14 protein-coding genes are annotated in these 13,657 nt (G+C 73.0%); 8 read left to right on the forward strand and 6 right to left on the reverse strand.

Annotated elements, in window-relative coordinates; genetic code table 11:
- Positions 1–35: 35 nt before the first annotated feature.
- The 3 genes from CP981_RS09330 to cobC are packed head-to-tail and all read left to right on the forward strand — an operon-like array spanning position 36 to position 2,640.
- A complete protein-coding gene (locus CP981_RS09330; RefSeq protein ID WP_085928232.1) occupies positions 36–641 on the forward strand; it encodes a cobalamin biosynthesis protein in 606 nt (201 codons plus the stop codon).
- Entirely contained in the window at positions 641–1,549 is a 909-nt protein-coding gene (locus CP981_RS09335) for a sirohydrochlorin chelatase (RefSeq protein ID WP_085928231.1), read from the forward strand. The genes CP981_RS09330 and CP981_RS09335 overlap by 1 nt, the downstream gene beginning before the upstream one ends.
- Positions 1,550–1,551: 2 nt before the next feature.
- Complete coding sequence (gene cobC / locus CP981_RS09340; protein WP_085928230.1) at positions 1,552–2,640, forward strand: Rv2231c family histidinol phosphate aminotransferase CobC; 1,089 nt, start codon at positions 1,552–1,554, stop codon at positions 2,638–2,640.
- Between the two features lie 163 nt (positions 2,641–2,803).
- On the opposite strand, the gene CP981_RS09345 is transcribed toward cobC, so the two are convergent.
- Positions 2,804–3,784 (reverse strand): SCO1860 family LAETG-anchored protein, encoded by a 981-nt coding sequence (locus CP981_RS09345; RefSeq protein WP_085928247.1) that lies wholly within the window; start codon positions 3,782–3,784, stop codon positions 2,804–2,806.
- A gap of 286 nt (positions 3,785–4,070) precedes the next feature.
- Entirely contained in the window at positions 4,071–5,162 is a 1,092-nt protein-coding gene (locus CP981_RS09350) for an amidohydrolase family protein (RefSeq protein WP_085928246.1), read from the reverse strand.
- A 608-nt stretch (positions 5,163–5,770) separates the two neighbouring features.
- Between CP981_RS09350 and ectA the strand changes: the two genes are divergently transcribed.
- From ectA to thpD, 4 genes are all read left to right on the forward strand, one after another.
- A complete protein-coding gene (gene ectA / locus CP981_RS09355; RefSeq protein WP_085928229.1) occupies positions 5,771–6,337 on the forward strand; it encodes a diaminobutyrate acetyltransferase in 567 nt (188 codons plus the stop codon).
- A 136-nt stretch (positions 6,338–6,473) separates the two neighbouring features.
- Positions 6,474–7,742: a diaminobutyrate--2-oxoglutarate transaminase gene (gene ectB / locus CP981_RS09360; RefSeq protein WP_085928228.1), complete on the forward strand. Its 1,269-nt coding sequence runs from the start codon at positions 6,474–6,476 to the stop codon at positions 7,740–7,742.
- 54 nt (positions 7,743–7,796) lie between these two features.
- Positions 7,797–8,213, forward strand: coding sequence for an ectoine synthase (locus CP981_RS09365; RefSeq protein WP_018091828.1), 417 nt, complete (start codon positions 7,797–7,799; stop codon positions 8,211–8,213).
- A gap of 95 nt (positions 8,214–8,308) precedes the next feature.
- On the forward strand, positions 8,309–9,208 hold the full coding sequence (thpD, locus tag CP981_RS09370; RefSeq protein ID WP_085928227.1) for an ectoine hydroxylase: 900 nt from the start codon (positions 8,309–8,311) through the stop codon (positions 9,206–9,208).
- Between the two features lie 116 nt (positions 9,209–9,324).
- Here the strand turns inward: thpD and CP981_RS09375 are convergent, their stop codons facing one another.
- The 3 genes from CP981_RS09375 to CP981_RS09385 form a co-directional block, all read right to left on the reverse strand.
- Positions 9,325–10,392 (reverse strand): alkene reductase, encoded by a 1,068-nt coding sequence (locus CP981_RS09375; protein ID WP_085928226.1) that lies wholly within the window; start codon positions 10,390–10,392, stop codon positions 9,325–9,327.
- A 91-nt stretch (positions 10,393–10,483) separates the two neighbouring features.
- Positions 10,484–11,545 carry an aminotransferase class V-fold PLP-dependent enzyme gene (locus tag CP981_RS09380; RefSeq protein ID WP_085928245.1) on the reverse strand — a complete coding sequence of 354 codons (1,062 nt, stop codon included), beginning with the start codon at positions 11,543–11,545 and terminating at the stop codon, positions 10,484–10,486.
- Positions 11,546–11,658: 113 nt separating this feature from the next.
- Positions 11,659–12,363: a DsbA family oxidoreductase gene (locus tag CP981_RS09385; RefSeq protein WP_085928225.1), complete on the reverse strand. Its 705-nt coding sequence runs from the start codon at positions 12,361–12,363 to the stop codon at positions 11,659–11,661.
- A gap of 81 nt (positions 12,364–12,444) precedes the next feature.
- Between CP981_RS09385 and CP981_RS09390 the strand changes: the two genes are divergently transcribed.
- Positions 12,445–13,164, forward strand: coding sequence for a class I SAM-dependent methyltransferase (locus tag CP981_RS09390; protein WP_244329601.1), 720 nt, complete (start codon positions 12,445–12,447; stop codon positions 13,162–13,164).
- Here the strand turns inward: CP981_RS09390 and CP981_RS09395 are convergent.
- A complete protein-coding gene (locus CP981_RS09395; protein WP_085928224.1) occupies positions 13,076–13,657 on the reverse strand; it encodes a GNAT family N-acetyltransferase in 582 nt (193 codons plus the stop codon). The two genes, CP981_RS09390 and CP981_RS09395, sit on opposite strands and share 89 nt — an antisense overlap.

Genomic DNA, 13,657 nt, shown 5'->3' on the forward strand with positions numbered 1-13,657 from the left:
GGGCGGATCGCCTCCGGCCGGGGAGCCGTAGCGGTATGACGGGCCGGGCCCCTGACGAGACCGGCGGTGCCGCGGCGCCGCTGGTCGTCGGGGTGGGGGCGCGTCGTGGTGTGCCGGTGTCCGAGGTGCTGGAGCTGATCGCGGCCGCCCGCGCGGCGGCCGGTTGTACGGACCGGCCGGTCGTCGCGCTGGCGACGGTCGCGGCCAAGGCGGCGGAGCCGGGCCTGCTCGGGGCGGCGCGCCGGCTGGGGGTGCCGTTGCGGTCGTTCCCGGCGGCGGCCCTGGCGGCGGTGCCGGTGCCCGCTCCGTCCGGCGCCGCGGCGGCCGCCGTCGGGACACCGAGCGTGGCCGAGGCGGCGGCGCTGCTGGCCGCCGGGCCGGGCGCGGAACTGCTCGCCGGCAAGCGGAAGTCGGCGCCGCGGGACCGGCCTCCCGGGGCAACCTGTGCGCTGGCCGGGCCCGCTGTAACGGAGAGCGGTGCCCTTACCGCTGGTAGGGAGGGAGCGGCCACCGACCGCTCTTCCGCTGCGGATATCGTCATGACCTCCCCCAACCCGCCCCGCCGTGGCCCGGATCGGTGGACGGCGGTCGCCGGCGACCCGGCGCCCGGCAGCGGACCCACCGGTACCAAGGAGACCTAGTGACGACCTCTCCCGCACTGCTCATCGCCGGTCACGGCACCCGCGACGAAGGCGGGGCCGACGCCCTGCGCGCCCTGGTGCGCCTGCTGGCCGAGCGCCACCCCGAGGTGCCGGTCGCCGGCGGGTTCTTCGGCGCCCCGGCCTCGCCGCTGCCGCTGTCCGACGCCGTCGACGGGCTCGTCGAGCGGGGCGCGGACCGGCTCGCCGTCATACCCCTGCTGACCGCCCCGACCGGCCCGGTCCCGGAGGCGCTGCCCACGGTGCTGGCGCGGGCGAGCGAGCGCCACCCGGGGCTCACCCATGTCTGCGGCGCCGAACTGGGGCCGCACCCCAGGCTGCTCGACGTACTGGAGCGGCGGCTGGACCAGGCGCTGGGCAGCGGCGCCCGCAAGCCCGCCGACCGGGCCCGCACCACGGTGCTGCTGGTGGGCCACGGCGCGACCGATCCGCACGCCAACGCCGAGGTGGCACGGGCCGCGCGGCTGCTGTGGGAGGGGCGCGGCTTCGCGGGCGTGGAGACCGCGTTCGTCTCGCAGGCGGCACCCGACGTCCCGGCGGGCCTGGACCGGTGCCGGGCGCTGGCGACCGCGGCGGGCGCCGGTGAACCGGGCCGGATCGTGGTGCTGCCCTACTTCCTCCTCCCCGGCGGCCCGGTGGAGCGGCTGCACATGCAGGCCGAGGGCTGGGCCGCGGCGCACCCCGGCACCGATGTCTTCGGCGCGACGGTGATCGGCCCGGAGCCCGAGGTGGCCGACGTGATCATGGAGCGCTACCGCGCGGCGGTGGCGGGCGAGCCGCCGTTCGGCGCCGCGCCGTGCAGTTGCCGGGCGGCGGCGGAGGACGCCCGGCAGGCGCACGGTGCGGCATGGCAGGGCACTTCCCTGACCGCGGGCGCCGGGGACCGGTGAGCATGCCCTCGCACTCCGCGGCCGCCCGCCTCCGGGACCCCGGCCCCGCCGCCCCGCACGAACCCGATCTGCGGCACCACGGCGACGCCGAGGTACGGGGCGCGGACGCCGGGCTGACGGATCTGGCGGTCAATGTCCGCACCGGCACTCCCCCGGCCTGGCTCAAGGCCCGGATCGCCGCCTCGCTGGACGGTCTCGCCGCCTACCCCGACGGCCGTGCGGCCCGCCGGGCGGTGGCGGCCCGGCACGGGCTGCCCACGGAGCGGGTACTGCTCACCTCGGGTGCCGCCGAGGCGTTCGTGCTGCTCGCCCGCGCCCTGCCGGCCCGTCGGCCGGTGGTGGTGCATCCGCAGTTCACCGAGCCCGAGGCGGCGCTGCGGGACGCCGGGCACGAGGTCGGGCGGGTGCTGCTCGACGCACGCGACGGCTTCCGGCTTGACCCGGCCGCGGTGCCCGAGGACGCCGATCTGGTCGTCGTCGGCAACCCCACCAACCCCACCTCCGTCCTGCACCCCGCCGAGGCGCTGGCCTCCCTGGCGCGGCCGGGCCGGACGCTGGTGGTGGACGAGGCGTTCATGGACGCGGTGCCCGGTGAACGGGCGGCGCTGGCCGGGCGCACGGATCTGCCGGGGCTGGTGGTGCTGCGCAGCCTCACCAAGACCTGGGGGCTGGCCGGGCTGCGGATCGGCTATGTGCTGGCCACCGCGGACACCGTCGCCGCCCTGGAGCGGGCCCAGCCGCTGTGGCCGGTCTCCAGTCCCGCGCTGGCCGCCGCCGAGGCGTGCTGTACGCCGCGGGCGCTGGCGGAGGCGGCCGCGGCGGCCGAGGCGATCGCCGGGGACCGGGACCATCTGCTGGCCCGGCTGGGCGAGTTCCGGCAGATCCGGACGGCCGGCCCGGCGGCGGGCCCGTTCGTACTGATCCGGCTGCCGGACGCGGACCGGGTGCGGGCCGCGCTGCGGGACCGCGGCTTCGCGGTACGCCGTGGTGACACCTTCCCCGGTCTGGGCCCCGACTGGCTGCGGCTCGCGGTGCGCGACCGGGCCACCACGGACCGCTTCGTGACGGCGCTGGGCGAGGTGCTCGGGTAGGGCGGACGCGACGGTCCCCCGCGGCCGGACCCCGCCGGTCCGCGCCTGGCGGGGTTTCCGGCGAGGGTGAGGTGTGCCGCACGGTCCGCGGCCCGTACGGCACACCCCGGGCCGTACACCGCGCGCGACGCCCCCACAGCACCGGCGCGGTGTACGGGGTCGGTCAGCCGCGGCCCTCGGGCGCGGCGCTGCGGCGCCGGCGGGCGAAGACCATCGCACCCGCACCCGCGGCGAGCAGCAGCCCGGCACCGCCGGCGAGGTACGGGGTGGCCGAGCTGCCGCCGGTCTCCGCGAGGTTCTGGGTGCTGGTCCCGGAGCCCGTCTGCGTCACCTCGGTGCCCTTGCCGCCGGCCGGCTCGGTGCCGCCGCCGGTCTGGCCGCCGCTGGTCTGGCCGCCGCTGGTGCCGCCGGAGCCGTTGTCCTCGGGCGCCTTGCCGCGCGGCGTGGTGCAGGTGGCCTTGGCCAGCGTGACCCGGCCGTGCACATCGGCGACGTTCAGCTTCAGCGGGTTGACGGAGACATCGAGGTCGAGGGCGGTGGCCGCGGCGCCCTTGGACGTCACGTTCTTCTTGGACAGGTCGAGCCGCACCTGGCCCACCCCCGGCACCTTGACCTTGGTGGTGCCGCCCGCGGTGAGCGTGACCTTCTGCCCCAGGACGCGCACGGTGCCCAGCACGTTCGCCTCCGCGCGGGGCCGCGCGCCCGCCTCGCAGACCGCCTTGGCGGTGACCTGCTGGACCTCGATCACGGAGAGCAGCGGCAGACCGGGCAGATGCACCTTGGCCCGGACGAGGTTGGCGTAGCCCTCGGCCGCGCGGCGGTCGGCGGTGGCCCGTGCGGTGGCGGCGTCGGCGCGCAGCACGCTGAACGGCCGGCCGTGGTCGATGCCGTCGAGCTTGACGGTGAGCGCGGTCTTGCCGGCCGAGGCCGGGGCGTGCACCTCGTTGAGGGCGACATTCAGCGGGACATCGAGCGTCTTGTTGAGCAGCCCGACGTTCACGCCGGTGCGCAGCACGACCGCGTCGGCGGTGCCGCGGGCCGGGCCATGGTCTCCGGTGGCATGCGCGGGGACGGCGCCGAGGAGGACGGCGGGACCGGCCGTGAGCGCGGTGGCGACGAGGGTCGCGGCGAGGCGTCGGGGCATGCCGAAGGAGCTGGTGGGACTGGTGGACACGTGTGTGGAACCCTCACAGGAGAAATGGAGCCGCCGGCCGCGCCAATGGGGGACATCGCGCGGGCCGACGGCATCGACCCGCACATCGTGTCCGCACCGAGGGTGAACGGGCAGCCACGTGGCGTCAGTTCATCCCAATGGGTGGTTTCCGTGCCTGTATTCGATTCCTGCGACACGGGGCACCACCGGCGCCCCAGCCGCCCCACCTCCCGGGTGACCCGCGTTGACCGCGCCGGTCCACCGGGTCACCCCGGTGCTACCCCACGATCTGCCCCCGCAGCACCACCCGGCGCGGCGCCGCCAGCACCCGGACGTCCTCGCGTGGATCGCTCTCGTAGACCACCAGGTCCGCCGGGGCGCCCTCGGTGAGGCCGGGGCGGCCCAGCCAGTCCCGGGCGCCCCAGGTGGTCGCGGAGAGGGCCGCCACGGCGGGCAGACCGGCCCGCGTCAGCTCGACGACCTCCTCGGCGACCAGGCCGTGGGCGAGCGAGCCGCCGGCGTCCGTACCGGCGAAGACGGGCACTCCGGCGTCGTAGGCCGCCCGGACGGTGTCGTAGCGGCGGTCGTGCAGGCGCCGCATGTGGTCCGCCCAGCGCGGGAACTTGGCCGCGCCGCCGTCCGCGAGCCGCGGGAAGGTGGCGATGTTGACGAGCGTGGGGACGATGGCCACGCCACGCTCGGCGAACAGCGGGATGGTCTCCTCGGTGAGCCCGGTGGCGTGCTCGATGCAGTCGATGCCCGCCTCGACGAGCGGGGCGAGGGTGTCCTCGGCGAAGCAGTGGGCGGTCACGCGGGCGCCCAGCCGGTGGGCCTCGGCGATGGCGGCCTCGACCGCTCCGCGGGGCCAGCAGGCCGCCAGGTCGCCCGTGGAGCGGTCGATCCAGTCACCGACGAGCTTGACCCAGCCGTCACCGCGGCGGGCCTCCTGGGCGACATAGGCGACCAGGTCCGCCGGCTCGATCTCGTGCGCGTAGTTGCGGATGTAGCGCTTGGTACGGGCGATGTGCCGGCCGGCGCGGATGATCCGCGGCAGGTCCTCGCGGTCGTCGACCCAGCGGGTGTCGGAGGGGGATCCGGCGTCGCGGATCAGCAGGGTGCCGGCGTCACGGTCGGTGAGCGCCTGCTTTTCGCTGGTGGGGGCGTCCACCGGGCCGTGGGCGTCCAGGCCCACATGACAGTGGGCGTCGACCAGGCCGGGCAGGGCCCAGCCCGTCACCGTGGTGGCATCCCGTGCCATCGCCGGCCGGTCGAATGTCACCCTGCCGCCGACCACCCACAGCTCGTCGCGCACGTCGTCCGGCCCGACGAGGACCCTCCCCTTGAGGTGCAGCACCGCACCTTCACTCATGGACGTCATACCGGCACTGTAGGCGGCGCGGTACGGCAGATGGCCGGGGCGGTCGCGCCGGTTCGCGCGGTCGGCTTTCCCTGCCCGTTTCCGGGACACCGGGCACCCCGCCCGACTTTCCGCCGGGACTTTTCCGTGCACTCTCCGTGTGGCTTCCGCCACCCGCGCGGCACCGTTCTCCGTGCGTTCCCGGCAACTCTGCGTACGTTTCACGCGGTCTTCCGGGAGATCGCCTCGCGCAGGTTCCCGCGGGTCTTGTCACGGTCTTGCCGCGCAGGTTTCCATGGGCCTGCGCCCGGCCTTCCGGCGGCGAATTCCCAATTCCTTAGAAGTACAGCTTCCCGTATTCTTCTGCCCGCTTTTCTCCACCTCAAACGCCACAATTTTGCTAGTGGCAAGTACCGTAATTCGGACGGATCTCATGGGTGTTACGGAGCTGTGACCGACTACACAACGTGTCCGTTTTACCCCGAACATCCCGGTCAAATCGGTACATCACGCGGTGGCATCGCGCACCCGGGCGCCCCCGCGCGATAACACATCTCGGCCGCTTCCGTAACCCCTGCCCGCGATGCAATTTCCTTTTTCCCTGGGTAAATTTAATTCCCATGACCGCCGCACAAGCAGACCATGCCGGTGCCCGACGCGATATCAGAGAATTTCCGGAGGGCTTCAAGCTCGACACCCCACGCGTGGAGGACGGAGCCGCGATCTGGCGCATCGCCCGCGACTCGAAGGCGCTGGATCTCAACTCCTCGTACAGCTACCTCCTGTGGTGTCGCGACTTCGCCGCCACCTCCGTAGTCGCCCGCGACGCGGAGGGCGAGCCGGCCGCCTTCATCACCGGATACCTTCGCCCGGAGCGCCCGGAGACCCTCGTCGTCTGGCAGGTCGCCGTCGACGACGCGCACCGTGGGCAGGGACTGGCGGCCGCACTCCTGGACGGGCTCGCCGCCCGGGCCAGGGACGAGCTGGGCGTTCGTTTCGTCGAGACCACCGTGACCCCCGACAACACCGCATCCAACCGGTTGTTCGCGTCCTTCGCCGAGCGGCACTCAGTGCCCCTCAAGAGCGAGGTGCTCTTTGACGCAGGGCTGTTCCCGGAGCAGGGCCACGAGCCGGAGGTGCTGCACCTCATCGGCCCGTTCGAGCCACCGGCCCGCTCGGGGCACTGAACGCACCCAGGACCGCGCGACGACGGCGCCGCAGCGGTCAGGCGGAACCCGGCACCACACCCCGTGACACGGCCGGTCCCGCCCAGCCCCCAACAGACTTCCGCATCCTTCGCCACTCATCTCCCAGGAGCATGCTGTGACCATCACCCAGCCCGATCTGAGCGTCTTCGAGACCGTGGAGTCGGAGGTGCGCAGCTACTGCCGTAGCTGGCCCACCGTCTTCGACCGTGCGCAGGGCAGCCGCATGACCGACGAGGACGGCCACACCTACCTCGACTTCTTCGCCGGCGCCGGGTCACTCAACTACGGCCACAACAACCCCGTCCTCAAACGCGCCCTGATCGACTACATCGAGCGGGACGGCGTCACCCACGGCCTGGACATGTCCACCACGGCCAAGCGGGCCTTCCTGGAGTCGTTCCAGAACATCATCCTGCGGCCCCGTGACCTGCCCTACAAGGTCATGTTCCCGGGCCCGACGGGCGCCAACTCCGTCGAGGCCGCGCTGAAGCTGGCCCGTAAGGTCAAGGGCCGCGAGTCGATCGTGTCCTTCACCAACGCCTTCCACGGCATGTCGCTGGGCGCCCTCGCCGTCACCGGTAACTCCATGAAGCGGGCCGGCGCCGGTATCCCGCTGGTGCACGGCACCCCGATGCCGTTCGACAACTACCTCGACGGCACCTACCCGGACTTCCTGTGGTTCGAGCGGCTGCTGGAGGACCAGGGCTCCGGCCTGAACACCCCCGCCGCCGTGATCGTCGAGACGGTCCAGGGCGAGGGCGGCATCAACGTCGCCCGTCCCGAGTGGCTGCGCGCCCTCGCCGACCTGTGCGAGCGCTGGGACATGCTGCTCATCGTCGACGACATCCAGATGGGCTGCGGCCGTACGGGTGCCTTCTTCTCCTTCGAGGAGGCGGGCATCGTGCCGGACATCGTCACCGTCTCGAAGTCCATCAGCGGCTACGGCCTGCCGCTCGCGCTCACCCTGTTCAAGCCTGAGCTGGACATCTGGGAGCCGGGCGAGCACAACGGCACCTTCCGCGGCAACAACCCGGCCTTCGTGACCGCCGCCGCGACGCTGGACACCTACTGGGCCGACGGCCAGATGGAGAAGCAGACTCTCGCCCGCGGTGAGATCGTCGAAGCGCACCTGAAGGCCATCGCCGAGGAGCACCCGGACGCCATCGCCGAGTACCGCGGCCGCGGTCTGGTGTGGGGCCTGGAGTGCAATGACAAGCCCCTGGCCAACAAGATCGCGGCCCGCGCCTTCGAGCTCGGCCTGCTGATCGAGACCTCCGGCCCGGAGAGCGAGGTCGTCAAACTGCTCCCCGCGCTGACGACCACCCCCGAGGAACTGGACGAGGGACTCCGCATCCTCGCCCGCGCGGTCCGCGACTGCGCCTGATCGGCCCAACGGCCCCAGAGATCCTTACCGTTCCACAGAAAGGCACCGAGCACCGTGATCGTCCGATCCTTCAAGGACATCGAAGGCACCGACCGCCACGTCAAGGCCAAGTCCGGCACCTGGGAGAGCAAGCGCATCGTGCTCGCCAAGGAGCGCGTCGGCTTCTCGCTGCACGAGACCACGCTGTACGCCGGGACCGAGACGTCGATGTGGTACGCGAACCACATCGAGGCCGTACTCTGCGTAGAGGGTGAGGCCGAGCTCACGAACGATGAGACCGGCGAGAAATACACCATCACGCCGGGCACGATGTACCTGCTCGACGGGCACGAGAAGCACACCATGCGGATCAAGGAGGACTTCCGCTGCGTGTGTGTCTTCAACCCGCCCGTCACCGGCCGCGAGGACCACGACGAGAACGGGGTCTACCCGCTTCTCACCGAACCGGAGTCTGAGCCCGAGACGGTCTGAGGCGCCGCCCGCCCGCTGCCCCGTCCGGCAGCGCCCAGGAGGCACGCACACGCACGTAAGCCAGATTCCGTACGAGAGGAGAGGAAGGCAACACCATGACCACCGCACCCGAGCGCACCGCCGACCTGTACCCGACCCGTGGGACCGCTGAGGTCATCACCACGCGGAAGGACCCGGTGGTGTGGTCGCAGCCCGGAACGGCCGGCCCCTTCGCGCCGTCCGAGCTGAGCGACTTCGAACGCGACGGCTTTTTCGCCATCGGGGAACTGCTCACGCCGGAAGAAGTCGCGGTGTACCGCGCCGAACTGGACCGGCTCGTGCTCGACCCGACGATGCGCGCCGACCCGCGCTCCATCGTCGAGCCGAAGTCACAGGACGTACGGACCGTGTTCGAGGTGCACAAGATCAGCGAGGTGTTCGCCAAGCTGGTCTCCGATCCGCGGGTGGTCGGCCGGGCCCGTCAGATCCTCGGCTCGGACGTGTATGTCCACCAGTCGCGGATCAATGTGAAGCCGGGCTTCGGTGCCTCCGGTTTCTACTGGCACTCCGACTTCGAGACCTGGCACGCCGAGGACGGGCTGCCGAATATGCGCACCGTGTCGGTCTCGATCGCGCTGACGGAGAACTACGACACCAACGGCGGCTTGATGATCATGCCCGGCTCACACCAGCACTTCGTGGGCTGTGAGGGCGAGACGCCGAAGGACAACTACAAGCGGTCACTCCAGATGCAGGACGCGGGCATCCCGTCGGACGAGGTGCTGACGAAGATGGCGGACAAGCACGGGATCCGCCTCTTCACGGGTCAGGCCGGCTCGGCGACGTGGTTCGACTGCAACGCCATGCACGGCTCGGGCGACAACATCACGCCCTACCCGCGCAGCAATGTCTTCATCGTCTTCAACAGCGTGGAGAACGAAGCGGTGGAGCCGTTCGCGGCACCGGTCCGGCGCCCGGAATACATCGGGGCCCGCGACTTCACTCCGGTGCGTTAGGGGACGTTCGCACCGGTGGCGCGGCCGCCGCACAGCAGGTCTGTGCGGCGGCCGCGCCGTGTTGTCCGGCCGGTGGGCGGGGCCCACCGGGGCGCCCGCACCCGGCGGCCGGCTCCTCAGGCCTCCAGCGCCGGGTAGTCGATGTAGCCGGAGTCGTCACCGCCATAGAAGCTCGCCCGGTCCGGGGTGTTGAAGGGGCCGCCGAGCGCCAGCCGCCTGGGCAGATCGGGGTTGGCGAGGAACAGCGCGCCGTACGCCAGCAGATCGGCCTCGCCCTCCTCGACGAGCGACAGCTCCTCGGGACCGGTGGGCCGGCCTGTGGTGGCCGGGTTGAGCAGGAACGTCCCGCCGAAGCGCTTGCGCAGCCGGGCCAGCAGCTCCAGATCGAGCACATCGCAGGTGTGCAGATAGGCCAGGCCCAGCGGGGCGACGGCCTCGACCACGGCGGTGTAGGTGGCCTCGGGCGCGGGCTCGTCGATGTCGTTGAAGGGGTTGCCGGGCGACAGCCGCAGACCGGTGCGGTGCGCACCGGCCTCGGCCGCGACGGCCTTGACGACCTCGATGGCGAAGCGGGCGCGCGCCTCGTCGGAGCCGCCCCAGGCATCGGTCCGCAGGTTGGTGTTGGGCGCCAGGAACTGGTGGATCAGATAGCCGTTCCCGCCATGGATCTCCACACCGTCGAACCCGGCCTCCAGGGCGTTGCGGGCCGCCGCCGCGAACCCGTCGATGGTCCGGTGGATCTCCTCGTCGGTCAGCTCGCGCGGGGTGACGAAGTCCGTCGGGCCGTCCTGGGTGAAGCCCTGGCCGGCCGCGCCGACCGCGGAGGGCGCGACGGGCACCAGGCCGTCGGGCAGCAGCACCGGGTGACCGATGCGGCCGCCGTGCCACAGCTGGCCGAAGATCTTGCCGCCCGCGGCGTGCACGGAGTCGGTGACCCGGCGCCATCCGGCGACCTGCTCCGGGGTGTGCAGTCCGGGGGTGAGCGGGTAACCACGGCCGACCGGCTCGGTCTGCGAGGCCTCGGTGATGATGAGTCCGGCCGAGGCCCGCTGGGTGTAGTAGCGGACCATCGACGGGGTCGGGACGCCCTCGGCGGTGGCGCGGTTGCGGGTCATCGGGGCCATGACGAGGCGGTTGGCGAGCGGGGTGCCGGCGAGGTCTATCGGGTCGAACGCGGTGGTCACTGAAGGCCTTTCACTGCTTCCGGAACAAGATCGTTTACCATTACACCAGCCGCTCCGACGCCCCCGCCCGCCCCCTCTTCACCGGCCGCCGCTACCCCAGCAGGGCCAGCAAGCGGTCCACGTCATCGGTCGAGTTGTAGAGGTGGAAGGCCGCGCGGAGCAGTCCGCCGCGCACCGAGATCCGCACGCCCGCCGCGGCGGCCCGGTCCTCCGCGTCCGCGATCCCGGGCGTGGAGACGATCGCCGAACCGGGTGCGGGCCGCGGCGTCAGCCCCCGCTCGGCCAGCCCCGCGCGGTAGTGGTCGGCGAGCGCGGTGTTGTGGGCGTGGACGGTCTCCACACCCAACTCCTCCAGGAGGCCCAGGGACTGCTCGGCGCCGACGTAGGAGAAGTGTGCGTACGGTTCGTCGAAGCGCCGGGCGGTGGCCGCCGGCTGGATCAGCCCGTAGTTGGACGCGCCGATGTCCTCCCCCGCGACCCAGCCCGCATGCAGCGCGGCCGGCCACTCCGCGCCCCGCCCGAAGTCCCCGCCGAACGCCATGAAGGTCGTCCCGCGCGGGCACAGCAGCCACTTGAACGCCCCGGCGACGACGAAGTCGAAGTCGGCGGCGGGCAGCGGCAGCCAGCCGGCGGCCTGGGTGATGTCGAGGTAGGTACGCGCCCCGTGGGCCCGGGCGGCCTCGCGTACCGCCGCCATATCGGCGATCCGGCCGTCCAGTGACTGCACGGCGCTGAAGGCGACCAGCGCGGTGCCGGGGCGCACGGCGTCGGCGAGCGCCTCCAGCGGCACGGTGCGCAGCTTGATGCCCGGGTGGGCGGCGAACGGATTGACCAGGGAGCTGAAGTCGCCCTCGGGGGCCAGCACTTCGGCGCCCTCCGGGAGCGTGGCGGCGACGAACGCGGACTGCACCGTGACCGAACTGCCCAGCGCGACCCGCTCGGCGGGCACGTCCAGCAGCCGGGCGAAGGCGGCACGGGAGGCGGTGGCGGCGGCGAAGTAGTCGCGGCCCATGGTGCCGTAGGAGGCGGACTCCGCCAGGGCCGCGCGCAGGGCGTCGGCGCTGCGCCGTGGGAGGAGTCCGCTGGAGGCGGAGTTCAGATAGGTCGTCTCGGGCGCGAATTCGGCCCCGCCGAGTGGCTCACGTCGATGCATGTCCCCACTCTGCTCGGCGCAGCGCGCCCCGTCCATGGCGACTCCGCCCGTCCGGCCCGCGCCACTTCCCTATGACCGCAGGTCACGCCGAGTGCGGGCGGAGGGTCCCCGGCTCACTTCCCGGGCACGGCGCAGCCGTCGTCCCCGCACACCCCGGCGTCCCCGGCCGCCCCGAGCGGTTCCGCCCCGTCGGCGTACGCACGCTCCAGAGCCTCCCGGAAGACCTCGGCGGGCTGCCCGCCGGAGATGCCGTACCGGCGGTCGATGACGAAGAACGGCACCCCCGTGGCACCCAGCTCCGCGGCCTCCCGCTCCTCGGCGCGCACCTCCTCCGCATACGCCTCGGGGTCGGCCAGCACCCGGGCGACCTCCTCGGCGGGCAGCCCCGCGCCGACCGCGGTCGCACGGAGCACAGCGGGCTCACCGAGCCGCCTGGCCTCGGCGAAGTTGGCCCGGTAGAAGGCATCGAGCAGCGCGTCCTGGACACCGTGCTCCCGGGCGAGGTGCAGCAGCCGGTGCAGGTCGAAGGTGTTGCCGTGGATGCGGTCGGACCGGTACTCCAGCCCCTCCCCCGCCGCCGCCTCGGCGACCCGGGCCTCCATCGCCTCGGCCTGCGCCCGGCTCACGCCGTACTTCGTGGCGAGCATCTCGACCACCGGGACGTCGGTGGCGGCCGGCGCATTCGGATCCAGCTCGAAGGAGCGGTGCACCACCTCGACGCGCTCCCGGTGCGCAAAGCCGGCCAGCCCGGCCTCGAAGCGGGCCTTGCCGATGTAGCACCAGGGGCAGGCGATATCGGACCAGATTTCGACGCGCATGAGCTGACTTTCCTCGTGGTGGATGTGCGGGGGGTGCAACGTCGGCGGGGCGGCGGGCTATTCCCCGGGTACGGTCCCGGCATGACCTCGTCACAGGGATTTCTCGGGTTCTGGGAGACGACCGGGTCCGCCAAGACCTTCACCCACCCGCTCGACCCGGCGCTGCTGGACGCGTATGTGCCGCGGGGCGCGCGGGTGCTGGACTACGGATGCGGCTACGGGCGGTTGACCGCCGAGCTGGCCGGGGCCGGGTACCGCGCGGTGCGCGGGGTGGATGTCTCGGCGGCGCTGATCGCGCGGGGGAAGCGGGAGCATCCGGAGCTGGAGCTGCTGCACTGCCCCGGTTTTCCGCTGCCGTTCGGGGACGGTGCCTTCGATGCGGCGCTGCTGTTCGCGGTGCTGACCTGTGTGCCCCGGGACGCGGACCAGACGGCGATCGTCGGGGAGCTGGGGCGGCTGGTGCGGCCGGGTGGGGTGCTGTATCTGAGCGATGTGCCGTTGCAGGGGGACGCGCTCAACCGGGAGCGGTATGCGCGTTTCTCGGCGCGGTACGGGACGTACGGGGTGTTCGAGACGCCCGACGGCGGGGTGTTCCGGCACCATCCGCCGGAGCGGCTGCGGGGGCTGGTGCGGGAGGCGGGCTTCACGGTGCTGAAGGAGCGGGAGGGGTCGGTGGCCACGCTGGACGGGCAGACGGCCCAGCGGCTTCAGCTCATCGCCCGGCGGGATCCGGTGCCGCCGGAGCCGGTGCACCCGGAGCCGGTGCCGCCGGAGGTGTCGCCAGGTCCAGCCACAGGGTGAGGTGGGTGGCGTCCGGGGCGGGGCGGCGGTCCGGGTCGGGGCGCCAGCCGAGCCGGGTGTAGAAGGCGCGGGCGCGGTGGTTGTGCCAGAGCACGTCGAGGACCGCCCGGGAGAAACCCGCCGCGCGCCAGGCCCGCAGGCAGGCAGCGTGCAGGGCGCGGCCGACGCCGGTGCCCCAGTGGTGGGGGTCGACATGGAGCTGGTGGAGGGTGACGGCCGGCCGGTGGTGGTCGGCGCGGTGGCGGTAGGAGGCCGCACCGACCACCGTGCCGTGCCGGGCGGCGCAGAGCGCGGGGGTGTCGCCCCGGGCCAGGTCGCGTAACCAGGCGTCGTGCCGGCGGGCCCGTTCGGCGACGACGTCGAAGTGCGTGTCCGGGAACCGGGCGCGGTGGTAGGCGGCGCGGGCCCCGGTGTGCAGGGCGGCGATCGCGGGCAGGTCGGCGGCGGTCGCGGCGCGGACCTGGAGGGCGGCCGCGTCGGGGGCGGGGCGCAC

Origin of the sequence: Streptomyces platensis (assembly GCF_008704855.1) — a bacterium.
GTDB classification, from domain to species: domain Bacteria; phylum Actinomycetota; class Actinomycetes; order Streptomycetales; family Streptomycetaceae; genus Streptomyces; species Streptomyces platensis.

Bases quoted from the DNA above. Each gene is read 5' to 3' on its own strand.
- CP981_RS09330 (WP_085928232.1), top strand. From the start codon at position 36: ATGACGGGCCGGGCCCCTGACGAGACCGGCGGTGCCGCGGCGCCGCTG.
- cobC (WP_085928230.1), top strand. From the start codon at position 1,552: ATGCCCTCGCACTCCGCGGCCGCCCGCCTCCGGGACCCCGGCCCCGCC.
- CP981_RS09345 (WP_085928247.1), bottom strand. From the start codon at position 3,784: ATGCCCCGACGCCTCGCCGCGACCCTCGTCGCCACCGCGCTCACGGCC.
- CP981_RS09350 (WP_085928246.1), bottom strand. From the start codon at position 5,162: ATGAGTGAAGGTGCGGTGCTGCACCTCAAGGGGAGGGTCCTCGTCGGG.
- ectA (WP_085928229.1), top strand. From the start codon at position 5,771: ATGACCGCCGCACAAGCAGACCATGCCGGTGCCCGACGCGATATCAGA.
- thpD (WP_085928227.1), top strand. From the start codon at position 8,309: ATGACCACCGCACCCGAGCGCACCGCCGACCTGTACCCGACCCGTGGG.
- CP981_RS09380 (WP_085928245.1), bottom strand. From the start codon at position 11,545: ATGCATCGACGTGAGCCACTCGGCGGGGCCGAATTCGCGCCCGAGACG.
- CP981_RS09385 (WP_085928225.1), bottom strand. From the start codon at position 12,363: ATGCGCGTCGAAATCTGGTCCGATATCGCCTGCCCCTGGTGCTACATC.
- CP981_RS09390 (WP_244329601.1), top strand. From the start codon at position 12,445: ATGACCTCGTCACAGGGATTTCTCGGGTTCTGGGAGACGACCGGGTCC.